Origin of the sequence: Enterococcus sp. DIV2402, from assembly GCF_017426705.2 — a bacterium.
Lineage (GTDB): Bacteria > Bacillota > Bacilli > Lactobacillales > Enterococcaceae > Enterococcus_F > Enterococcus_F lowellii.
Genome location: NZ_CP147251.1, coordinates 2310421 through 2333208 on the forward strand (window position 1 = coordinate 2310421; position 22788 = coordinate 2333208).

The window sequence follows — 22788 nt, forward strand, 5'->3', positions numbered from 1 at the left end:
ATTTCTTCTGATCGCTTTTTTTCTATTTGAACGGATAGAACTTATAGGTGGAATTTCATTAAGAAGATTCCAACTGTCTTTAATTCTAACCAACCTCTACTACTGTAGCAAGCTTTTTATTAGAATTTTCTATAAATTTAACCTTTTTCTAAAACCGTCTGCAAATATTTTCCTGTATAGCTTTCTTTCACTTGGGCAATTTCTTCAGGTGTTCCTGTTGCTAAAATGGTTCCTCCACCCTCGCCACCTTCTGGACCTAAATCAATGACATGGTCCGCAGACTTAATAACATCCAAGTTGTGTTCAATGACTAAAATAGTATTTCCTGCATCTACTAAGCGTTCTAATACTTTTAATAGGCGAGCAATATCATCAGAATGGAGACCAGTTGTTGGTTCATCTAAGATATAAAAACTCTTGCCACTTGATTTCTTATGAAGTTCACTGGCCAATTTCATTCGTTGGGCTTCACCACCAGATAAAGTGGTGGCGGGTTGTCCTAAAGTCACATAACCTAAACCAACATCAACAATGGTTTGAAGTTTACGATGAATTTTTGGAATGTGCTTGAAGAATTCAACAGCATCTTCCACCGTCATATCTAAGATTTCAGAAATATTTTTCCCTTTATAATGGACTTCTAGTGTTTCTGAATTATAACGTTTCCCATGGCATACTTCACATGGAACGTATACATCAGGCAAGAAATGCATTTCAATCTTGATAATTCCATCACCTTTACAAGCTTCACAGCGACCACCTTTTACATTAAAACTAAAGCGTCCTTTTTTATAACCACGAATCTTGGCTTCGTTAGTTTGTGCAAATAAATCACGGATATCATCAAATACACTTGTATATGTTGCAGGATTACTACGTGGCGTACGACCAATCGGACTTTGGTCAATATCAATAATCTTTTCAATACTTTCATAACCAGTCATTTTCTTGAATTTACCTGGTTTATTTGAGTTTCGATTAATTTTTTGTGCAAGTGCTTTTTTCAGAATTTCATTGACTAAAGTCGATTTTCCAGAACCAGAAACACCGGTCACAGCGACAAATTGACCCAATGGAAATTCAACAGACACATTTTTAAGATTATTTTCTGAAGCGCCTGTAATTTTAATAGCTTGGCCGTTCGATGGACGACGCTCTGCTGGAACAGGAATTTTTCTATCTCCAGATAAATATTGTCCAGTCAGTGAATTAGGATTAGCCGCAACTTCTGCAGGGGTACCTGCTGCGACAATTTCTCCACCTGCATGACCAGCTCCAGGTCCGACATCAATTAAGTAATCAGCGGCCCGCATTGTATCCTCATCATGTTCTACGACAATTAATGTATTCCCTAAATCACGCATTTTTCTTAAAGAATCTAATAAACGATCATTATCACGTTGATGCAATCCAATGGAAGGTTCATCAAGAATGTATAAAACACCTGATAGATTAGAGCCAATTTGCGTAGCTAAACGAATCCGTTGCGCTTCTCCCCCAGACAACGTTCCTGCCGAGCGACTTAAGGTTAAATAATCCAACCCGACATTTTGGAGAAAGCTTAAACGATCATCAATCTCTTTAACAATTGGACGGGCAATCATCGATTCTTGCGTACTTAACTCCAGCCCTTCCACAAAAGACACAGCTTTATTAATTGCTAATTCGCTAATTTCACCAATATGCTTTCCATTTACTTTAACTGATAATGCCTGTGGATTTAAACGATACCCTTGACATGATTTACACGTAAGCTCGGTCATATATAAGCGCATCTGATCTCGAGTAAAATCACTATTTGTTTCATGATAACGGCGTTTGATATTCGTTAAGACCCCTTCAAAGGGAACTTCGACATCGCGAACACCGCCAAAATCATTTTCATAATGGAAATGAAATAATTCTCCGTTTGAACCATTTAAAATAATATCACGCTGTTCTTCAGGTAATTCTTCAAACGGTGTATCCATATCAATGGAAAATTCTAAACAAGCCTGTTCTAGCATTTGTGGATAATATTGCGAACTAATTGGGTTCCAAGGGACTAATGCACCTTCGCGTAATGTCTTTGTCTGATCAGGAACAACTAGATCAATATCCACTTCCAACTTAATTCCTAGCCCATCACATTCGGCACATGCGCCAAATGGAGCATTGAATGAGAACAAGCGTGGTTCTAATTCCCCCACTGTAAATCCGCAATAAGGACAAGAATAGTGCTCACTAAATAATAATTCCTCGTGCCCGATAACATCGACAATTGCATAGCCTTCTGCCAGACGTAATGCGGCTTCAAAAGAATCGAATAAACGCGAGCGAATGCCTTCTTTCACTACAATCCGGTCAATAATAATCGCAATATCATGTTTTTTATTTTTTTCAAGTTCAGGTGCTTCAGAAATATCATACACTTCGCCATCGACACGAATACGTACATACCCTTCGCGTTGAATCGTCTCAAATACGCGTTTATGTTGCCCTTTTTTTTGAGTAATGACTGGTGCTAAAATTTGAATTTTACTGCGATCAGGTAACTCCAAAACTTGATCCACCATTTGTTCAACAGATTGACTGGTAATCTCTGTGTGATCATTCGGACAAATTGGATGCCCAATTCGTGCATATAAAAGACGTAAATAATCATTAATTTCGGTCACCGTTCCGACGGTAGAACGAGGATTTTTACTGGTCGTTTTTTGATCAATTGAAATTGCTGGACTTAAGCCATCAATGCTATCCACATCTGGTTTATCCATTTGACCTAAAAATTGACGCGCATAAGCAGAAAGGCTTTCAACATAACGTCGTTGACCTTCTGCATAAAGCGTATCAAATGCTAAAGAACTTTTCCCAGAACCTGATAATCCAGTTACTACAACTAATTGGTCACGTGGAATAGTGACATCAATATTTTTTAAATTATGCGCACGTGCGCCATGAATCACGATTTTATCGTTCGCCATAACTTGCCTCCTGTTAAACTAAGCTTTTAACTCTAATATAGTATCGCGTAAAGTCGCGGCTTTTTCAAAGTCCAACGCTTTCGCAGCTTCTTTCATTTCTTTTTCTAATTTCAATAACAATAATTCTTTTTCTTCTTTTGATAAGTCTTCATATGAATTCACATCATAATCGGCGACTTCTTCAGCAACTTTCGAAATAGAAATCAAATCGCGAATTTCTTTAATAATCGTTTTTGGTACAATTCCATGTTCAACATTGTATGCTTCTTGAATGCTTCGACGACGAGATGTCTCATCAATTGCTCGTTGCATTGAATCAGTCATTTTATCTGCATACATAATTACTTTCCCTTCTGCATTTCTTGCCGCACGCCCAATGGTTTGAACTAATGAACGCTCGCTTCGTAGAAATCCTTCTTTGTCTGCGTCCAAAATGGCTACTAGCGAAACCTCTGGAACATCCAAACCTTCACGTAGTAAGTTAATGCCAACTAAGACATCAAATTCTCCCAAACGCAAGTCACGGATAATTTCTGTACGTTCTAATGTTTTAATATCGCTATGCAGATATTTAACCTTAATGCCTAATTCTTTGAAATAGTCTGTTAAATCTTCAGACATTTTCTTCGTTAAAGTTGTGACAAACACCCGTTCATTTTTTTCTACACGTTCATTAATTTCACCAACCAAATCATCAATTTGTCCCATAATTGGTCGAACTTCAATGACGGGATCTAATAAACCAGTAGGACGAATAATTTGTTGAACAACACTATCTGTCTGTTCATGCTCGTAAGGTCCTGGAGTTGCTGAAACATAAATAATTTGATTGACATGTTTTTCAAATTCTTCTAGGCGCAAAGGACGGTTATCCAAAGCCGATGGCAAACGAAAACCGTAATCCACCAACATTTGCTTTCTGGCACGGTCGCCATTGTACATGCCCCTAATTTGCGGCATTGTTACATGCGATTCGTCAATCACAATAAGATAATCATCAGGGAAGAAATCGATTAATGTGTACGGTGGTTCGCCTTCTTTTCGTCCATCCATATGGCGAGAATAGTTTTCAATTCCTGAAGTATAGCCCATTTCTCGCAACATCTCTATGTCGTAATTTGTTCGTTGTTCTAAACGTTGTGCTTCTAACAGCTGATTATTTTCTTTTAAAATTGCCAATCTCATATCTAATTCTTTTTGAATAGACGCAATGGCATGTTCCATATGTTCGCTGTCAGTTAAAAAGTGTGTTGCTGGGAAAATCGATACATGTTCAGTTTCTCCTAAAATTTCTCCAGTTAAAGCATCTACTTCACGGATCCGATCAATTTCATCTCCAAAAAATTCTACACGTAATGCTCGTTCATCACGTGATGCTGGGAAAATTTCCACGACATCTCCTCTTACACGAAAACGACCACGTTGAAAATCGATATCATTTCTTTCAAATTGAATATCAATTAGCGAACGTAAGATTTCATCACGACTAACTTCCATCCCCACACGTAAAGAAACGACTTGTTTTTGATATTCCATAGGTGAACCCAAACCAAAAATACACGACACTGAAGCAACAACTATCACATCATTGCGTTCTAATAATGCACTCGTTGCAGAATGTCGTAATTTATCTATTTCATCATTAATACTTGAATCTTTTTCGATATAAGTGTCACTTGAAGGAACATACGCTTCTGGTTGATAATAATCATAGTAACTAACAAAATATTCTACTGCATTGTTTGGAAAAAATTCCTTAAACTCTCCATATAATTGTCCTGCTAAAGTTTTATTGTGAGCAATAATCAAAGTAGGTTTATTGACATTTTGAATAACATTCGAAATGGTGTATGTTTTTCCTGTACCAGTCGCACCTAACAAAATTTGTGCTTTTTTATTTGCTTGTACCCCTTCTGTCAATTCTCTAATTGCTTCTGGCTGATCTCCTGCAGGTTGATATTTGGAGACTAATTCAAAATGATGAGTAGTATCTCTTTCAATCATAAAATGCATGCCCTCTTTCTTCTTTAAAGGGTCTTAAATATAAAGACCGTCTACTTTTATTATTTTAACACAGCGAACATACTTTCGCTATTTTTTATAACTTTTCAATAAAAAAAGAATGATATGCGATTATTTCTAACATTGTGTGTTAGAAGAAAAGATTTTTTTCGCAAATTTCGGCTATTTTCTTGCCTACTATAAAAGCTTTGATATATAATTTTGTAATATCTGACACTTAGGAGGAATTATTTAATATGAAAAGAAAAACTCTATTCATTTCATTATTTTCGTTTATGATGACGTTATTCTTTTTTTCAAGCGCGACAACACTCGCTGCTGAAAAAACTTATAAAATAGGGACGGATGTCACATTTGCACCTTTTGAATTTCAAAACGAAAAAAATGAATACGTTGGGATCGACATCGATTTGTTGAATGCTATCGCTGATGATCAAGATTTTGACGTTGACTTGCGCCCTCTTGGGTTCGATTCATCTGTACAAGGAGTTCAATCAAATCAACTGGATGCCATGATTGCTGGAATGAGTATTACCGACGAACGCAAAAAAAGTTTTGATTTCTCAGATCCATATTTTGACAGTGGAATCCAAATGGCTGTAAAAGCTGATGACGACGAAACCACTTCTTTGGATAATTTAAAAGGTAAAACGGTCGGTGCCAAAGTTGGGACAGAAAGTGCAACTTTTTTAGAAGACAACAAAGATAAATATGAGTTTGATGTCAAAAACTACGATGATGCAACTGGTTTATATGGTGCTGTTAAAAATGGAACTGTCGTGGCAATCTTTGATGACTTTCCTGTTTTAGGATATGCAATCAATCAAGGGGAACAACTAAAATTAGTTGGTGAACCCCAAAAAGGAAATTCTTACGGTTTTGCTGTTAAAAAAGGTGAAAATAAAGAATTGCTAGAAAAATTCAATGCTGGCTTAAAGAAAATGAAAGAATCTGGTGAATACGACAAAATTGTCGCTAAATACATCACTTCTGGTAGCGAAGAAACAGATGCTGGTGAGATGAAAAAAGTCGAACCTAAAAAAGATTTATATGTCATTGCGAGTGATTCAGCCTTTGCTCCATTTGAATTTCAAGATGAAAATAATCAATACATTGGAATCGATGTTGATTTATTAAATCGCGCTGCTGAATTGCAAGGATTTAACATTCGTTTTAACCACATCGGTTTCTCTGGAGCTGTCCAGGCAGTCGAAGGTAATCAAGCTGACGCCATGATTGCTGGCATGTCTATCACAGAGCAACGAAAAGAATCATTTGATTTCTCAGAGCCTTACTTTGAAAGTGGTATTCAATTAGCGGTTAAAACCGGAACAACAGATATTACTGCTTATGAAGATTTAGATGGCAAAACGGTTGGTGCTAAAGTTGGTACGGAAAGTGCTGATTTCTTAGAAAAAAATAAAGATAAATACGGCTATAATCTTAAATATTACGATGCCGCAGACCAATTATATGACGCTGTTCGTGTAGGTGCAATTGACGCTTTGATGGATGATTACCCAGTAATTGGTTACGCCATTGCTCAAGGACAAGAATTAGAAACGCCAATTGATCGTGAATCTGGTGGTGAATATGGATTTGCAGTTAAAAAGGGACAAAATCCTGAATTATTAGAAATGTTCAACGAGGCCTTAGCTGAAATGAAACGTACCGGCGAATATGATGAAATTGTTTCTCGCTACATTCAAGATGGCAAAAAAGCTGAAAGTAGTGTGAACGAATCAACATTCACTGGTTTAATTAAAAACAACTATAAAGTCTTACTAACAGGACTTGGCAAAACAATTGCTTTAGCATTGATTTCTTTTGCTTTAGCATTAGTCGTAGGTGTAATTTTTGGACTATTTAGTGTAGCACCAATTAAAGGTCTACGTGTCTTCGCTTCAATCTATGTCGATATTATTCGTGGTATTCCAATGATGGTATTAGCATTCTTTATCTTCTTTGGATTATCTGATGCAATTGGCGTTACAATTCCCGACTTTGCAGCGGGAGTAATTACCTTAACGCTCAATGCAAGTGCCTATATTGCCGAAATTGTTCGTGGTGGTATTAATGCCGTGCCTAAAGGGCAAATGGAAGCTTCCCGAAGCTTAGGACTTTCTTATCTACGTACGATGCAAAAAATAATTTTACCACAAGCAATTCGCATTATGATTCCTTCTTTCGTGAACCAATTTGTTATCTCATTAAAAGATACGACAATCATTTCTGTTATCGGTGTGGTGGAATTATTACAAACGGGTAAAATTATTGTGGCAAGAACTATGCAAAGTACGTATGTTTACTTAATTATTGCTATTATGTACTTGATTGTGATTACTGCTTTAACGAAATTTGCCAAAGTGTTAGAAAAGAAGGTGAACTAAGATGAAAGAAAAAATTCTTGTTGAAAATCTCGTAAAAAAATATGGAGATAATACTGTTTTAAATAATGTCAGCACTTCAATTAAAGAGGGTGACGTCGTTTGTATCATCGGTCCTTCTGGTTCTGGTAAATCTACATTCTTACGTTGTTTAAACCGCTTAGAAGAGCCTACAAGCGGCGATATCATCATTAATGGCGCACATTTAATGGATAAAACAACTAATATTAACCAAGTACGTCAACATATCGGAATGGTATTCCAACATTTTAACTTATTTCCTCATCTTTCTGTCCTAGAAAATATTGTTTTAGCTCCTATGGATTTGAAAGGCTCTTCAAAAAAAGAAGCGGAAGAACAAGCTACTAAATTACTCGAAACAGTGGGCTTAGCAGATAAGAAAAATATGTATCCAGATAATTTATCAGGTGGTCAAAAACAACGTGTGGCGATTGCTCGTGCATTGGCAATGAATCCTGATATTATGTTGTTTGATGAACCAACTTCAGCACTTGATCCAGAAATGGTTGGCGATGTACTAAACGTTATGAAAAAATTAGCCAAACAAGGAATGACGATGGTCATCGTTACGCATGAAATGGGATTTGCTAAAGAAGTAGCCAATCGAGTAATGTTTATTGATGGCGGTAACTTCCTAGAAGATGGTTCTCCAGAACAACTCTTCAATCATCCTCAACATGAACGTACCAAAGATTTCTTAGATAAAGTATTAAACATCTAAAAAAAAGAGACTGTAATATAAAGAAAACAAGATAAAAATATCCGAATGATATAGAAAATACACTGCCTGTTAAAAGGTTAGTAATTCACTCTATATCATTCGGATATTTTACTGTTAATGAGTCTTATATTATTGTCTCTTTTTTTCTATCTTAAAATCTCGATTAAATCTTTTTTAGCAGCTTCAGAAGCAGGCATTACAGAAAAAACAATACCTATTCCACTAGACACCCCTACAGCTAACGCTATTGTAAAGAAATCAATGGAAACTGAAACATCGATTAACGAACCAATCAGATAGGCACAAGCAATACCAATGACATATCCAATAATTCCGCCTACTAAGGTCAAAGTTACTCCTTCTAGAAGAAACTGCAAACGAATAGAATTGCGAGTCGCTCCTAAAGCTCGTCGAATACCAATTTCTTTGGTTCGTTCAGAAACTGAAATATACATCATATTCATTACTCCTACACCAGCAATTAATAACGATATCCCTGCTACACAGGAAATAAATAAAGTAATCGTTCCTAATATTTGGCTGATACCATCCGTTAACATAGCAGTATCAAAAACTATATATTCCCCGAAGTTTTTCATCGTCCCTTTTTCTTCTAAGCGTTTAATTACATCAGTGGTTACAGTTGCTGGTGTAGCATCTTGTTCTAAAGTAACTACTAAGGTTGAACTAGAAGAATCATTTGCAAAGTAACGTTCATAAACTTTCTCTGGAATAGAAATATTACTCTCAGGCATCGAAAACATACTTTCCATTTCGTTTCCTTGATAAATTCCTACAATTTGAAATAAATGGCCTTCAATTTCAAATCCACGTTCTAATGCATTTTCAACTGTTTGATATAAATCTTTAGCGGTTACTGAATCAATAACTACCACATTATTTTCTATATCATTATCATAAGTAGTTAACGCTCTTCCAATAAGTATTTCCTGTACCGATTTTTTTACTAAAGAAATTTGCTTGGTTTGTTTTTTATCTGCAATGCTGATTTCTTTATAGATTGTCCCCTCAGTTTTAGGATAAGTAACCGTCTTGACTCCAGTTACTTGGTCAATAACTTCTCGGTCTGTATCGTTAAAAAAATTAACGTTACTTGTATATAAACTTTCATTTTTTGGAGTAAAATTTACTTGAATTTCAATTGCATCAGAATCTCCACTATTTAAATTTTTAATCGTATCTTTCTCAAAGCCACGACCGATTGCTAAAATGGTAATGACTGCAGCGATACCGATAATAATTCCAAACATTGTTAGTAGGCTGCGTTTACGATTTTTAAAAACAGAACGAATCGATGTCCGCCAATTCACATAAATATTCATCGATTCAACTCCTTATCTTCCATAATGGCACCATCTCGAATTTGAATTAAACGTGTGCAGTACGGAATCATCTCTGGATCATGCGTAACTAAAATAATCGTGGATTTTTTTTCTTGATTTAGTTGGACAAAAAGTTTCATAATTTCTTCTGAAGTATGTGTATCTAAAGCCCCAGTTGGTTCGTCAGCAATAATAAATTTAGGTTCATTAATTACCGCACGAGCAATTGCCACTCGTTGTTGTTGCCCCCCTGATAATTGCTTAGGATATTTAGTTGCTTTGTCTGTTAATCCTACCATTTCCAAGGCTGCTAAAACTTTTTGTTTTGTTTGATGGAAACTATAACCATTATAAAGCAAGGGTAATTCGACATTTTCATATACCGTATTATTTTCAATCAAACTAAAGTTTTGAAAGACAAAGCCTACTGTTTGGTTACGTATTTTTGAAAGAGCGTCATCTGACCAAGTAATAAAAGATTCTCCTTCAAATAAATACTCTCCTTCGAAAGATTTATCGATAAAGCCCAATAAGTTAATCAATGTGGATTTTCCTGAACCAGAAGGTCCCATAATCGCAATCATTTCACCTGATTCAATGTGTAAATTAATATCTTTAAGAACTTGTAGACTCTCTTCTTCACTTTGATAATATTTATTGATATGCTGTAAGTCAATCATCTATTTCACCGTCACTTCTTGACCATCACTTAGTTTATTATCAGGATTTTCAATAATTTTTTCTTTTTCAGATAAACCTTTCTTTACAACGACAAAACTATCTTTTTTTTCGATTGAAACGGGGGTCTTATGTGCTTTACCGTGTTTAACAACAAAAACAGATACTTGTTCTTCATCGGTTACTAAAGCACTTTCGGGAATACGCAATTCATCTATCGGCAATATAATTTGGCAATTATACCCATATTGAATATTTTCAGCTGGTTTGACAGTAAAAGTATATGTCGCAATACTCGTCTGAGTTGCTTCAGATGAATCAGGTAGAGGATTAATTTTTGTAATTGTTCCATCAATTTTTGTATTGTCATTTGTTAATTGGATTGTGATTGGTGTATCTTTTTGCAAACGATTATAGTCATATTCTGTAACTTTGGCCTCAACAACCGTCTCTTTACTAATCACTTGTATCAACGGAACAGCAGGATTCGCCTCTCCTTTCATGTCTATCGTCACAATTCCATCACCTTTAGCAAAAACATTAGTAATCATCTTATTTTGGGTACTTTCAATACTTTCATTCGCACTATTCGCATCTAAATAAGCAGAATCCAATGCTTGTTGTGCTTGTAAAATAACATCATCTTGTGCCGATAAAGCTTCCGTATATTGCTCTTTTTTTACTTGTTCTTCTTGACGAATTGCTTGTCCTTCAGGTGTACTGTTATCAGCATTGTCAAACTGTGTAGAAGCCGTATATAGCTTGTCTTGAATTTCTTGTTTTTTCACATAGGCATTATCCAAATTTTGCTGTGCCGTTTGGATAGAAAAGTTTAATTTTTCTAAACTTTGTTCTTGTTCATCAATCTGCTCTTGAACAGCTTTATTTTCATATGCCATAACAGCCGTATTGGCTTTAATTTCTTGACCATTTTGGACTAAAATATCTGATATATCACCTTTTGATTGATCATAATAAAAAGCCTCTGTGGTGGCAGGTGTAACAACACCTTTAAAGATTAGTGGATTAGCCTTTGCAAGAGTTACAACTTGATATGAATCTTCTTTTGCTTGTGTTGGACGACTATAGATATATGCCATAACAATGACTAAAATCGCAACGATAGCTGCTGCTATGCTTACTATAATTTGTTTCTTTTTACTTAATTTTTTACGTTTTTCCTTCTTCATATTTCCTCCTCGGTGTCTGCTTTAAATAAATAAATCAAGGCTAAAATTGCTGGTAAAGCTAGCAAAATTTGAACGACTAAGGTTATGATAGTCATCATTTGAGTCATTTCACCTAAATCAACTGAAGGAGTAAATAACAGAGAATAAACAATGCCCACTACAGCCCAACCTAGATATAAATAATACGGTGTTTTAGATGCTAAAGTTCTTCTTTTTAACTTCTGATTATTTAAAAAAAGTAACACGACAATAGCAATTGAAATCACTACATCAATCGATGCATACACTTTAGATTGCAAACTATTAGCTTGTTCATATAGTTGTGACGCTTGTGGACCTAGTAGTTGTTCATTATATAATGAGGGATCGGGATTTAAAGCTGTAGGTAAACTAAACAAAGTAATGATTAAAAAAATACTACATAACACTAATAAGACCATATTCCAAGTTTTAGCCTTTTTTAAATTTCTAACAGTTTCCATAAATTTGCTCCTTTTAATTTATTTGATAGAGAACAATTGTAAGTTAAAAAAATCACAATTATAACTAATTATTCTTTTATCTTTAATTATAGTGTACCACATTACTTTATTTATCAACCTTTCAAAAATGTTAGTTTGTTTAAAAAAATATTCTAAGCGTTATAAAAAACTTGAAATGACGCTCACTTCATCAATCAAATCATATAGATTAATTTCAGATTAGCTACAGAGACTTTTTCTCTATAAAAAATAGTAGAAAATCTATTTTTAAGATAGATTTTCTACTACTAAAATTATTTATTTTTTCTTTCCAAACGCATCTTTCATTTTATCAAAAAAGCCTTCTGGTTGTTGTTCTGTTGTTTTTTGACCACTTACTTCAGCGAATTGACGTAACGCGTCTTTTTGACTTTCATTTAAGTTTCTCGGCGTAATCAATTTCACTGTTACTTGTTGGTCACCATTGCCATTACCACGTAGACGTGGAGCACCTTTACCGCGTAGACGGAATTTAGTACCTGTTTGTGTACCAGCAGGAATTTTTAGTTTAACTTCGCCATGAACAGTTGGTACGTTAACTTCGTCACCTAATGCAGCTTGGACAAAGTTTAGCGGTAATTCATAATAAATTTCCGCACCATCACGATCAAAAATATCACTTTCTTCTACATAGAAAATAACATATAAATCACCGTAAGGACCACCATTTGTACCAGCTTCACCTTGACCAGCTAAACGCATTTGTTGCCCATTTTCTACTCCAGCAGGAACATTTACTTTCACACTGTGCGTTTTCTTTTCATGTCCAGTGCCATGACAAGTTTCACAAACATCTTTGATTTCTTTACCAGTACCATGACAAACATCACAGGTTTGACGACTCATTACTCGACCAAGTGGTGTTTGACGTTCCACATTGATTGTACCTGAGCCATGACATTTATGACATGTTTCAGGTTGGGTTCCTGGTTTCGCGCCATTTCCACCACATGTATGACATGTTTCATCACGTTTGTATTGAATATCTTTTTCTACGCCGAAGATTGCTTCTTCAAAGCTTAGGTTAATTGAATATTGTAAATCTTCTCCTTGTCGAGGGGCATTAGGATTTACTGTACGGCCTCCTCCACCAAAAAATGATTCAAATATATCTTCAAAACCACCAAATCCACCAGCACTTGAGAAGCCGCCATTAAATCCGCCGAAACCACCAGCTCCACCACCATAGTTTGGATCTGTACCGGCATGTCCATATTGATCATAGGCTGCACGTTTTTGTGGGTCGCTTAAAATTTCATATGCTTCTGAAACTTCTTTAAATTTCGTTTCTGCATCTGCTTCTTTATTAATATCTGGATGGTATTTTTTGGAAAGCTTACGATACGCTTTTTTAATTTCGTCGTCCGAAGCCCCTTTTTGTAAACCTAAGACTTCGTAATAATCACGTTTTGTTGCCATTGGCTTCCCTCCGTTTTCTTGCTTTTAACAGTCTTTCGTATTTTATCATAAATCCGAAAGAAGGAACATCCTTTTGAAAAAATCCTTTGAAAAAATGTTTATTTTCATCTCTTCAATCCAGAAGAAAAAGCCAAAGCGGATGACTTTGGCTTTTCACAAGTAACGAGGTTAGTCGTTATCTACTTCTTCAAAATCGGCATCAACCACATCATCTGCGCCACCTTGAGCAGCATTAGGATCTTGTTGTGCTTGTTGTTGAGCGGCTTGTTCATACAATTTAACTGTTAAGTTTTGTACGATTTCATTCAACGCATCACGTTTTGTTTTCATTTCTTCAATGTTGTTCGCTTCAACAGCCGCTTTTAATTCATCACGTGCATCTTCAGCTTTTTTCACTTCGTCGGCATCTACTTTACCTTCTAGCTCTTTCAATGTTTTATCAACAGTGAATAGTAAAGCATCTACATCATTACGTAAATCAACTTCTTCTTTACGAGCTTTATCTGCTTCTGCATTTGCTTCAGCATCTTTCACCATACGTTCGATTTCATCATCTGATAAACCAGAAGAAGATTTAATCGTAATAGTTTGTTCTTTTTGAGTTCCTAAATCTTTCGCAGAAACATTTACAATACCGTTTTTGTCGATATCAAAAGTTACTTCGATTTGAGGAATTCCACGTGGTGCTGGTGGAATATCCGTTAATTGGAATCTTCCAAGTGTTTTGTTATCTGCAGCCATTGGACGTTCACCTTGTAATACATGGATGTCTACGGCTGGTTGATTATCAGCTGCTGTTGAGAATACTTGAGATTTGCTTGTTGGGATTGTTGTATTACGATCAATTAATTTTGTAAATACGCCACCCATTGTTTCAATACCTAATGAAAGTGGTGTTACATCAAGTAATACGACATCTTTAACATCACCAGTGATAACCCCACCTTGAATCGCAGCACCCATTGCTACTACTTCATCAGGGTTTACTGATTTGTTAGGTTCTTTGCTAGTTTCTTTACGGACAGCTTCTACAACTGCAGGAATACGTGTAGAACCACCAACCAAGATAACTTCATCAATTTCAGATTGAGAAATACCAGCATCTTTTAATGCTTGACGTACAGGAACTTTTGTACGTTCTACTAAATCTGCAGTTAATTCATCAAATTTTGCACGAGTTAATGTTAATTCTAAGTGTAATGGACCAGCATCGCCAGCTGTAATAAATGGTAAGCTAATTTGTGTACTTGTTACACCTGATAAATCTTTTTTCGCTTTTTCAGCGGCATCTTTCAAACGTTGAACAGCCATTTTATCTTTACTTAAGTCAATGCCGTTTTCTTTTTTGAATTCTGCTACCATATAATCGATGATTTTGTTATCAAAGTCATCTCCACCTAGGTTATTATCACCAGCTGTTGATAATACATCAAAGACACCGTCGCCTAATTCAAGGATAGATACGTCAAATGTACCACCACCAAGGTCAAATACTAATACTTTTTCGTCACGGTCGGTTTTATCTAAACCATAAGCTAAGGCTGCTGCAGTTGGTTCGTTAACAATACGTTCAACTTCTAAACCAGCAATTTTACCAGCGTCTTTAGTTGCTTGACGTTGTGAGTCATTGAAATAAGCAGGTACAGTGATAACTGCTTTTTCAACTTTTTCACCTAAATAATCTTCTGCAAAACCTTTGATGTATTGTAAGATCATTGCTGAGATTTCTTGTGGTGTATATGTTTTACCTTCTACTTCTACTTTATAACCAGCTTCACCAATATGACGTTTGATTGATGAAATTGTGTTAGGATTTGTCACTGCTTGACGTTTAGCTACTTCACCGACTTGAATTTCACCATTTTTGAAAGAGACTACAGATGGTGTTGTACGATTACCTTCTGGATTTGTAATAATTTTAGCTTCTCCGCCTTCTAATACAGAAACAGCTGAGTTTGTTGTACCTAAGTCAATACCAATAATTTTGCTCATATTAAAGATCTCCTTTGTGTATTCATTTCAATTAAATTATCAAATTTTATTATTGTGCCACAACAACCATACTTGCACGTAAAACGCGATCATGTAGTTTATAGCCTTTTTGTAAGACTTCTACAATCGTATCTGACGGATAGTCATCTGATGCAGGCACAGTTTGTACAGCTTGATGTAGATTTGGATCAAAAGCAACTCCAGTAGCTGGAATTTCTTCAATACCTTCTTCTTTCAAAGCTTGGCGTAAACTTTCTAATACCATTTCCACACCTTTTTTCAAACTGATACTTTGTTCATCAGTTACTTCCGCGTTCATCGCACGTTCTAGATTGTCAATGGCAGGTAATAATTTTTTACCTAAATCTTGTGAACGATATTTTTGTAACAATTCTCTTTCGTTGCGATTACGGTTCGTAATGTTTGCGATTTCAGCGCGCGCACGTAAGAATTTGTCTTCAGTTTCTTCTAATTGTTTTTTCAGTTCATCGGCTTCAGAAACAACTTCTGTTTCCTCTGTCGATTCTTCTTCGTTTGTTTCCATTACTTCTTCAATAATTTCTTCAGAAGTTTTTTCTTGTTCTGACAATGGACTAACTTCCCTTCTATTTGAAATCATGCTATTGATTAACTAGCTAATTAACCGAATCTAACGACCGGTAATAATTAACCAACGTTAAAGCTAATTCCTGGCGAAATACATCGACTAAACCAAACATTTTCGAATAAGGCATACTCGTAGGCCCTAATAAAGCAATGGTTCCTTTTCCGTGTCCTTCAATGTCATAACTTGCCTGAATCATACTCATATTATTCAATAGGTTGTCCCCAAGTTCGGAGCCAATTCGAATTTGAATGGCGCCATCGCGTGGTGCTAACAATTGGTTTAAGTTTTCTGAATTCTTCATAAATGAATACATTGACTTAAATTGTTCCACGTCTTGGTTGTGTTCGAAGTTCAATAAATTCATCCGTCCACCGACAAAAACCTTCTCTTCAAAAATATGATTTAACATGCCATCAAATAAATCCAGAACACCATCAGTCGTTTGAAAATATTTATGCAGAATCATCGGAATTTCAGTTCGTAAACGATGATAAACATTCATCAGGGGTTGCCCAATCAATTTATCATTAATGATACGAACCATTTTTTCAAGGTCATCACTACTTAAGTTTTTCGGAATTGAAAAGACTTGGCTTTCCACATTTCCTTTGTCTGTGACAATAATTGCAATGACTTGGCGATTGTTTAAAGGAACAATTCGAAAACCCGTTAGCCTTCGATCCTTTACATCTGGTCCAAGCGACAATGCCGTATAACTTGTCAAGGTAGATAAAATATTGGCAGACTGTTGAATAATTTCATTAATCTCGTGAAATTCTTTGCCAAAAGACTGCCTAATCAGTGCAACATCTTCGTTACCTACTTTCGAAGGTGTCAATAGGTGATCGACATAATACCGATAACCAGTCATCGAAGGAACTCGACCAGAAGAAGAATGTGTTTTAGCAAGTAATCCATAATCTTCAAGCGTCTTCATCTCATTACGAATCGTCGCTGAACTTGCTTCGATGCCATCCTCCATTAATTTTTTCGAGCCAACTGGCTGGCCTAAATTTGTATAATTTTGGATGATCAGACGCAAGATATTTTCTTGTCTTTCTGTTAACAAATTTATCACCTCTTGATTAGCACTCTTGTCTATCAAGTGCTAACTACATGTATAAATATATCATATTTAAAATAGAAGTCAAGAAGAAACTCTCAAAAATTAGCACTCTTCTAGACAGAGTGCTAATTTTCTTTTTGACTAAATTAAAGACTTCTACATATCGCCTCTTATATAAAATATGGTACACTGTTTTTCGAATACAATCGATCACAGAACCTGTGATACTGGAGGAAACACATTTATGTTTGAAGAAACACCCCAAGTTAAAAATACATCGGCATATATCCATATTCCCTTTTGCGAACACATTTGCTACTATTGTGATTTCAATAAAGTTTTTTTAGAAGGGCAACCTGTGGACGAATACATTCAACTACTTTTAAAAGAAATTGAACTAACGTTGCAAGTCCATCCTACCGATCAATCTGAAACAATTTACATTGGAGGTGGGACGCCCACTTCTTTATCTGCCACACAATTAGATGTTTTATTAACCGGTATTCATCACTTGTTGCCAACCAACACAACGAAAGAGTTTACGGTTGAAGCTAATCCAGGTGATTTAACTGAAGAAAAATTACAAGTCATGAAACATCATGGTGTCAATCGTTTATCTATGGGTGTGCAGACCTTTAACAATCGTTTATTAAAAAAGATTGGTCGTAAACATACGGCAGAAGATGTGTATGAAACAATTCGCGTTCTTGAAAAAAATCAGTTTGATAATGTCAGCATTGATTTGATCTACGCTTTACCTGGACAAACGTTGGAAGATTTTCGCGATACGCTACATCGCGCCATTGAATTGGGTTTGCCTCACTACTCAATGTATTCATTGATTTTAGAAAATAAAACTCAATTTATGAACTGGGTACGACAAGGCCGCTTAGAACTCCCTTCACAAGAAGTTGAAAGTCAAATGTTTGAAGAAGCGATCGAAGCCATGGAAAAATCTGGTCATCGTCAATATGAAGTCAGTAACTTTGCTGCTGTAGGCAAAGAATCACAGCATAATCTCGTGTATTGGAATAATGAAAATTATTATGGTTTCGGTGCAGGTGCCAGTGGCTATTTGAAAAATGAGCGCTATAAAAACTTTGGACCGATTCAACATTATTTACGCCCTTTACGCGACAACCAATTACCAATTGTTGAAACAGAGCTGTTAACTAAAGAAAATCAAATTGAAGAAGAGATGTTTTTGGGACTGAGAAAATTAGAAGGTATTTCTCAAAAATATTTTGCTGAGAAATTTAATGTTTCATTTATGGATGTCTACGGTAAAATTTTACCTGAATTAATAGAAAAAAATTGGCTGGTGGTCAATAATGATCGCATACAATTGACGCAGCAAGGTCTTTTTATAGGAAATGAAGTTTTTGAAAAATTTTTACTACCTAAGTAACTGACTGAAAAAAGGATTTCTTTTTCAATTAATTTTTGCTAGAATGTAGCTTATCATGGCTCTACAAAGGGGAAAACAGATGATTACAACTATTTTTTTTGATTTAGATGATACATTATTATGGGACAAACATAGTATTAAAACTGCATTTCAAGAAACTTGTAAAACAGTTGCCACAATTGATTCAAAAGTATTAGAGAACGCGGTTAGAGAAGAAGCAACAAAATTATATCAAAGCTACCCTACGTATGCATTCACGCAAATGATTGGTATTAATCCTTTTGAAGGGTTATGGGGAACCTTCGATGATCCTGGAGAAGAATTTCAACAAATGCATCAATTAATCCATACCTATCAAGTGGACGCTTGGACAAATGGTTTAAAAGCTTGTGGTATTGAGGATTTAGCTTTAGGAAAACAATTGGCACAACAATTTGTTGTAGAGCGTAAAAAACATCCGTTCGTCTATTCAGATACTTTTACGGTATTAGACCAATTAAAAGAAAAATATCAACTTGTACTAGTGACAAATGGCTCACCTTCTTTGCAACGAACAAAGCTAGCAATTACACCCGAAATTGCGCCTTATTTTGCGCATATTATTATTTCAGGTGAAGTTGGGGTTGGTAAACCCGATCCTAAAATTTTTGAATTTGCACTTGAGACAGCTAATGCATCCCCAGAGCAATCAATTATGATAGGCGATAATTTAATGACAGATATTTTAGGTTCGAATCGTACGAACATGTCAAATATTTGGATTAATCATCATCAACAAACACCGGTTACTGTGCAGCCTACTTATGAAGTTGCTTCATTAAAAGAAATTTTACCGATAATTGAACAAGTGTAACGTAAGTAAAAACAAGAGAAAAATATCCGAACGATTTAGAATGAGTAGCGCTAATCCTGCTAGACTACAGGAGCACACTCTCTCGTTCGGATATTTTACTGTTAAATAGACCTATTTCATCGCTTTTTTTGCTTATACTATAAAAAAGAATTAAGAAAAAGCATCTCTTAGGCTCCCAATTTATCTAATTGCTTAATTATCCAGTATAGTATACTTAGTAGGAGGTGTTTTTTATCTTAAAACGAACTTTTTATTTTCTCTGTATAGTCGCCTTATTGTTTTTTACACGGGCCTTTTGGTTTGATTTGTTTACGGAAGGAACACAGCTTGTTCAACATTCTGTTTCTCAATTAATAACAAATGAGGAATCAACACCCCCACCTTTAGAATTATCCCAACCCGAATCTCAAACTTTTTCAGTTGGTAATATTGAAATTGGAGACAGCCAACAAGAGGTCGAAGCCATGTACGGTACTGCTCTTAATCAAACACAAAATGAATATGGCACCCAATGGGCAAGCTATCATCAAAATTATCAAAATTTTATGATGGTTGCATATGACCAAGACAATATTGTTCGAGGGTTGTTTACCAATCAAGAATTACTTGCTTCCACTCTGGATATTCAAATGGGGACTACTAAACAAACCATCCGTGATTTGCTGGGAGAACCAGAAGAGTCTATTCGTAAAGGACTCTATAATTATCTAATCAACAGTGAAGGTGAATATGATGTGTATCAAATAGACAATAATTTCATCACCTTCTTTTATGATTTGCATGACGGTGACAAACTCACTGCTATTCAAATTATTGAACAGCAATTAGAATTAAATAAAAATTATCTTTATGCAAGTCAAACAACTGAACTACAAACTGGTTTCGAGAGACAATTATTTGATTTGACGAATGCTTCTCGTGTTAAACGAGGATTATCTGTTTTAAATTGGTCGGATCAAGCGCAAGAAACTGGACGCAAGCATAGCAAAGACATGGCTGATAATAATTATTTTGACCATATGAATCTACAAGGACAATCTCCCTTCGATCGTATGAATGAGGATCAAATTTCTTATACATTAGCTGGCGAAAATCTGGCGTATGGTCAAGCAAGCAGTATCTTTGCGCATCAAGGCTTATTAAATTCAGAAGGTCATCGTAAAAATATTTTAAATAATGGCTTTGAAAATCTAGGCATTGGCGTTTCTTTTAACGAAGAGAATCAGCCTTATTTTACAGAATTGTTCTACAAATAAAAAAACAAGTCTTTTACTTTATTCAAAGTAAAGGCTTATTTTTTTGAGTTAGCTAATTTAGCGCATTATTACACTTCGTAAAATTCTGCAATTCTTTTATTTTCAGAATTTTCTATATTATTAATGTTCATTTTTTGTTATGATAATTAATAGTTATAGGAGGTGCGGGAAATTGAAAACGTTTTGGTTAGGTATAAATATTTTATGGTCTATTCTATTTGTTGTTGCAATTGGATATATTTTCTTTCAAAAAACAGACACTTTTGATACAATCCAAACAATTGAACTTCGACTAATTTCGTTCATTCTTATTTTTGTCCTCTTTCTGTTTGTTTTTCTTTGCCAACTTACTTGGGGGGTCAGTCTTAAAAAACAACAGAAAAAACGAAAGAAGGATTGATACGCTGTAATTAGCAATCAATCCTTCTTCTTAATTTAAGTCAAAATAAGTGCGTGTGTCGCATTCATCTTGTTTTAATTGTTTAATTAAACTTTCAGCTCCATCAAAAGCAACTTGGCCTCGTAAAAAATGATTCCAACGCACAGAGACTTGTTCACCGTAGATATCTTCTTTAAAGTCTAAAATGTATACTTCAACTGTTAATTGTCGCCCTTTTTCAAAGGTATCATTATGTCCGATTGAGCCCATTGATGGATACCAGGTATCACCAACTTTCAATTCCGTTACATAAACACCTTCTTTAGGTAAACGAGTGGTACTTTTGGTTTTAATATTAGCAGTTGGAAAACCCAATGTTCGTCCACGGGCATCACCATGTACAACGGTTCCATCAATTTCATAGACATAACCTAATAATTCTGTCACTTCTTCCATATGTCCAGCGTCTAAGTTTTCACGAATACGTGTTGAACTAATTTTACGATCCGCTAAACTCTCTTTAGGAACTGTTAGAATCTCAAAGCGTCCTTTAGCATAATCTGCTAAACAAGACATATTCGCAACATCTTTTGGTCCGTACGTATAATCAAACCCCGCAACAACACAAGCAGCATTTAAGTCAACCATATATTGGTCCACGAAATCTTGTGGTTTTAAATTAGCAAATGCTGAAGTAAACTCCACAATATACAAATAATCGACTTGTTGTTGTTCCATTAGTCGTTTCTTTTGATCCAAGCTTGTTAAGTAACGCATTAATTCTGGTTGGACTTTTTGAAAAACAATAGATGGATGTTGGTTGAAGGTCATTACGGCTAATTTTAAGCCTTTTTCATCGGCAATTTTTTTCCCTTCTTGAATAACTTTTTGATGACCTTGATGAACACCGTCAAAAAAGCCCATGACTAAAACTACATCATCTTTTGGAATCATCGCTTTTTCATAAGGATGACGAATTTCAATTACTTTCATTCTGCTTTTGCTCCTCACTCTGTTTGTAATACTTTTAATGGTTTCACAATTCCTTTTTGTTTTTCATGCGGCTGATATAAGCAAACCACTTTGGCATGATAAAAAACTGCAAAAGGTTCCTTAGGCAAGTCAGTAAAGCCAAATTCTTGGTACGGCAAACGCATCCCATTTTTGACTTTGTTCCATAACTCTTCTGTAATATCAATCCGTTTAAAATCTTTCACACCAAATTCAATTGGCAATAAAATTTGTTCGATGCTTTCGTTTTCCATCGCCTTTGCTACTTGTGCTAAGGTGACAGCCTGCTCTTTGGTAAAACCACCACTGGCTGTACGCGTCAAATCAGACATATGGGCAGGCACGCCTAATGCTTTTCCAGTATCTACTGCTAACGTGCGGACATAGGTTCCCTTACCACAAACTACACGGAACCGCCAAGATTGCGTTTTTTCAACTTCATCCCATATAGGTTCAGTTGTCCGTTCAAAAAGATCTATTTGAGCTTTACGTTTGGGACGTTCGACTGTTTCCCCATTTCTTGCATATTCATATAATCGTTTCCCATTAACTTTCACTGCTGAATACATCGGTGGGATTTGCGTAATCTCTCCAGTCAATTGTTGCATTGCTTTGTCAATTTGTTCATTAGAAAAAGGCACATCAACCGCTTGTTTTTCAACAATTTCACCAGAAACATCTTCTGTCGTTGTACTATATCCAAGCGTGATTTCACCTTCATAAATTTTTCCTGAATCACTGAGAAATTCAATAACTTTGGTTCCTTTGCCAATACAAATTGGCAAAACACCATCGACATCTGGGTCTAATGTTCCACCATGTCCTACTTTTTTTGTATGTAAAATTTTTCTTAGTTTAAATACACAGTCATGACTTGTCATACCGCGTTCTTTCCATAGGGGTAAAATGCCGTTCATGGATACACCTCAATTTATTTTTTAGCCTCAATTA

At 35.5% G+C, this 22788-nt stretch carries 18 protein-coding genes; 6 read left to right on the plus strand and 12 right to left on the minus strand.

Annotated features, from left to right (window positions below):
• Positions 1-137 precede the first annotated feature (137 nt).
• Complete coding sequence (uvrA, locus tag DOK78_RS11240; RefSeq protein WP_207940271.1) at positions 138-2963, minus strand: excinuclease ABC subunit UvrA; 2826 nt, start codon at positions 2961-2963, stop codon at positions 138-140.
• A gap of 18 nt (positions 2964-2981) precedes the next feature.
• Positions 2982-4967, minus strand: coding sequence for an excinuclease ABC subunit UvrB (gene uvrB, locus DOK78_RS11245; protein WP_207940270.1), 1986 nt, complete (start codon positions 4965-4967; stop codon positions 2982-2984).
• A 254-nt stretch (positions 4968-5221) separates the two neighbouring features.
• On the opposite strand from uvrB, the gene DOK78_RS11250 reads away from it, so the two are divergent.
• Positions 5222-7375: an amino acid ABC transporter substrate-binding protein/permease gene (locus DOK78_RS11250; protein ID WP_207940269.1), complete on the plus strand. Its 2154-nt coding sequence runs from the start codon at positions 5222-5224 to the stop codon at positions 7373-7375.
• Between the two features lies 1 nt (position 7376).
• Complete coding sequence (locus DOK78_RS11255) at positions 7377-8114, plus strand: amino acid ABC transporter ATP-binding protein (protein WP_207940268.1); 738 nt, start codon at positions 7377-7379, stop codon at positions 8112-8114.
• 146 nt (positions 8115-8260) lie between these two features.
• Here DOK78_RS11255 and DOK78_RS11260 read toward each other — a convergent pair whose 3' ends face one another.
• The 8 genes from DOK78_RS11260 to hrcA form a co-directional block, all read right to left on the minus strand.
• Complete coding sequence (locus DOK78_RS11260; protein WP_207940267.1) at positions 8261-9457, minus strand: ABC transporter permease; 1197 nt, start codon at positions 9455-9457, stop codon at positions 8261-8263.
• A complete protein-coding gene (locus tag DOK78_RS11265; protein ID WP_207940266.1) occupies positions 9454-10137 on the minus strand; it encodes an ABC transporter ATP-binding protein in 684 nt (227 codons plus the stop codon). The genes DOK78_RS11260 and DOK78_RS11265 overlap by 4 nt, the downstream gene beginning before the upstream one ends.
• A complete protein-coding gene (locus DOK78_RS11270; protein WP_207940265.1) occupies positions 10138-11325 on the minus strand; it encodes an efflux RND transporter periplasmic adaptor subunit in 1188 nt (395 codons plus the stop codon).
• Complete coding sequence (locus tag DOK78_RS11275) at positions 11322-11807, minus strand: hypothetical protein (protein WP_207940264.1); 486 nt, start codon at positions 11805-11807, stop codon at positions 11322-11324. Before DOK78_RS11275 ends, DOK78_RS11270 begins: the two co-directional genes overlap by 4 nt.
• A gap of 297 nt (positions 11808-12104) precedes the next feature.
• Positions 12105-13265, minus strand: coding sequence for a molecular chaperone DnaJ (gene dnaJ, locus DOK78_RS11280; protein WP_207940263.1), 1161 nt, complete (start codon positions 13263-13265; stop codon positions 12105-12107).
• A gap of 168 nt (positions 13266-13433) precedes the next feature.
• Positions 13434-15257 (minus strand): molecular chaperone DnaK, encoded by a 1824-nt coding sequence (dnaK, locus tag DOK78_RS11285; protein WP_207940262.1) that lies wholly within the window; start codon positions 15255-15257, stop codon positions 13434-13436.
• 49 nt (positions 15258-15306) lie between these two features.
• The gene (gene grpE, locus DOK78_RS11290) at positions 15307-15801 is read right to left on the minus strand and encodes a nucleotide exchange factor GrpE (protein WP_243430473.1); all 495 of its coding nucleotides are present in this window, start codon (positions 15799-15801) and stop codon (positions 15307-15309) included.
• 91 nt (positions 15802-15892) lie between these two features.
• Positions 15893-16933, minus strand: a complete 1041-nt coding sequence (gene hrcA / locus DOK78_RS11295) for a heat-inducible transcriptional repressor HrcA (RefSeq protein WP_207940260.1) — start codon at positions 16931-16933, stop codon at positions 15893-15895.
• Positions 16934-17174: 241 nt separating this feature from the next.
• Between hrcA and hemW the strand changes: the two genes are divergently transcribed.
• From hemW to DOK78_RS15800, 4 genes are all read left to right on the plus strand, one after another.
• The gene (gene hemW, locus DOK78_RS11300; protein WP_207940259.1) at positions 17175-18338 is read left to right on the plus strand and encodes a radical SAM family heme chaperone HemW; all 1164 of its coding nucleotides are present in this window, start codon (positions 17175-17177) and stop codon (positions 18336-18338) included.
• Between the two features lie 79 nt (positions 18339-18417).
• On the plus strand, positions 18418-19191 hold the full coding sequence (locus DOK78_RS11305) for an HAD family hydrolase (protein ID WP_207940258.1): 774 nt from the start codon (positions 18418-18420) through the stop codon (positions 19189-19191).
• A 275-nt stretch (positions 19192-19466) separates the two neighbouring features.
• Positions 19467-20447 (plus strand): CAP domain-containing protein, encoded by a 981-nt coding sequence (locus tag DOK78_RS11310; protein ID WP_243430411.1) that lies wholly within the window; start codon positions 19467-19469, stop codon positions 20445-20447.
• Between the two features lie 139 nt (positions 20448-20586).
• Positions 20587-20847, plus strand: a complete 261-nt coding sequence (locus DOK78_RS15800; protein ID WP_422389683.1) for a DUF3923 family protein — start codon at positions 20587-20589, stop codon at positions 20845-20847.
• Between the two features lie 30 nt (positions 20848-20877).
• Here DOK78_RS15800 and ribF read toward each other — a convergent pair whose 3' ends face one another.
• Positions 20878-21819: a riboflavin biosynthesis protein RibF gene (gene ribF, locus DOK78_RS11315; protein WP_207940255.1), complete on the minus strand. Its 942-nt coding sequence runs from the start codon at positions 21817-21819 to the stop codon at positions 20878-20880.
• 14 nt (positions 21820-21833) lie between these two features.
• Positions 21834-22754: a tRNA pseudouridine(55) synthase TruB gene (gene truB / locus DOK78_RS11320; RefSeq protein ID WP_207940254.1), complete on the minus strand. Its 921-nt coding sequence runs from the start codon at positions 22752-22754 to the stop codon at positions 21834-21836.
• Between the last annotated feature and the right edge of the window lie 34 nt (positions 22755-22788).

Coding starts and splice junctions, on each gene's coding strand:
- uvrA (WP_207940271.1), bottom strand. CDS start 2,963: ATGGCGAACGATAAAATCGTGATTCATGGCGCACGTGCGCATAATTTA.
- uvrB (WP_207940270.1), bottom strand. CDS start 4,967: ATGATTGAAAGAGATACTACTCATCATTTTGAATTAGTCTCCAAATAT.
- DOK78_RS11250 (WP_207940269.1), top strand. CDS start 5,222: ATGAAAAGAAAAACTCTATTCATTTCATTATTTTCGTTTATGATGACG.
- DOK78_RS11255 (WP_207940268.1), top strand. CDS start 7,377: ATGAAAGAAAAAATTCTTGTTGAAAATCTCGTAAAAAAATATGGAGAT.
- DOK78_RS11260 (WP_207940267.1), bottom strand. CDS start 9,457: ATGAATATTTATGTGAATTGGCGGACATCGATTCGTTCTGTTTTTAAA.
- DOK78_RS11265 (WP_207940266.1), bottom strand. CDS start 10,137: ATGATTGACTTACAGCATATCAATAAATATTATCAAAGTGAAGAAGAG.
- DOK78_RS11270 (WP_207940265.1), bottom strand. CDS start 11,325: ATGAAGAAGGAAAAACGTAAAAAATTAAGTAAAAAGAAACAAATTATA.
- DOK78_RS11275 (WP_207940264.1), bottom strand. CDS start 11,807: ATGGAAACTGTTAGAAATTTAAAAAAGGCTAAAACTTGGAATATGGTC.
- dnaJ (WP_207940263.1), bottom strand. CDS start 13,265: ATGGCAACAAAACGTGATTATTACGAAGTCTTAGGTTTACAAAAAGGG.
- dnaK (WP_207940262.1), bottom strand. CDS start 15,257: ATGAGCAAAATTATTGGTATTGACTTAGGTACAACAAACTCAGCTGTT.
- grpE (WP_243430473.1), bottom strand. CDS start 15,801: ATGGAAACAAACGAAGAAGAATCGACAGAGGAAACAGAAGTTGTTTCT.
- hemW (WP_207940259.1), top strand. CDS start 17,175: ATGTTTGAAGAAACACCCCAAGTTAAAAATACATCGGCATATATCCAT.
- DOK78_RS11305 (WP_207940258.1), top strand. CDS start 18,418: ATGATTACAACTATTTTTTTTGATTTAGATGATACATTATTATGGGAC.
- DOK78_RS15800 (WP_422389683.1), top strand. CDS start 20,587: ATGATAATTAATAGTTATAGGAGGTGCGGGAAATTGAAAACGTTTTGG.
- ribF (WP_207940255.1), bottom strand. CDS start 21,819: ATGAAAGTAATTGAAATTCGTCATCCTTATGAAAAAGCGATGATTCCA.
- truB (WP_207940254.1), bottom strand. CDS start 22,754: ATGAACGGCATTTTACCCCTATGGAAAGAACGCGGTATGACAAGTCAT.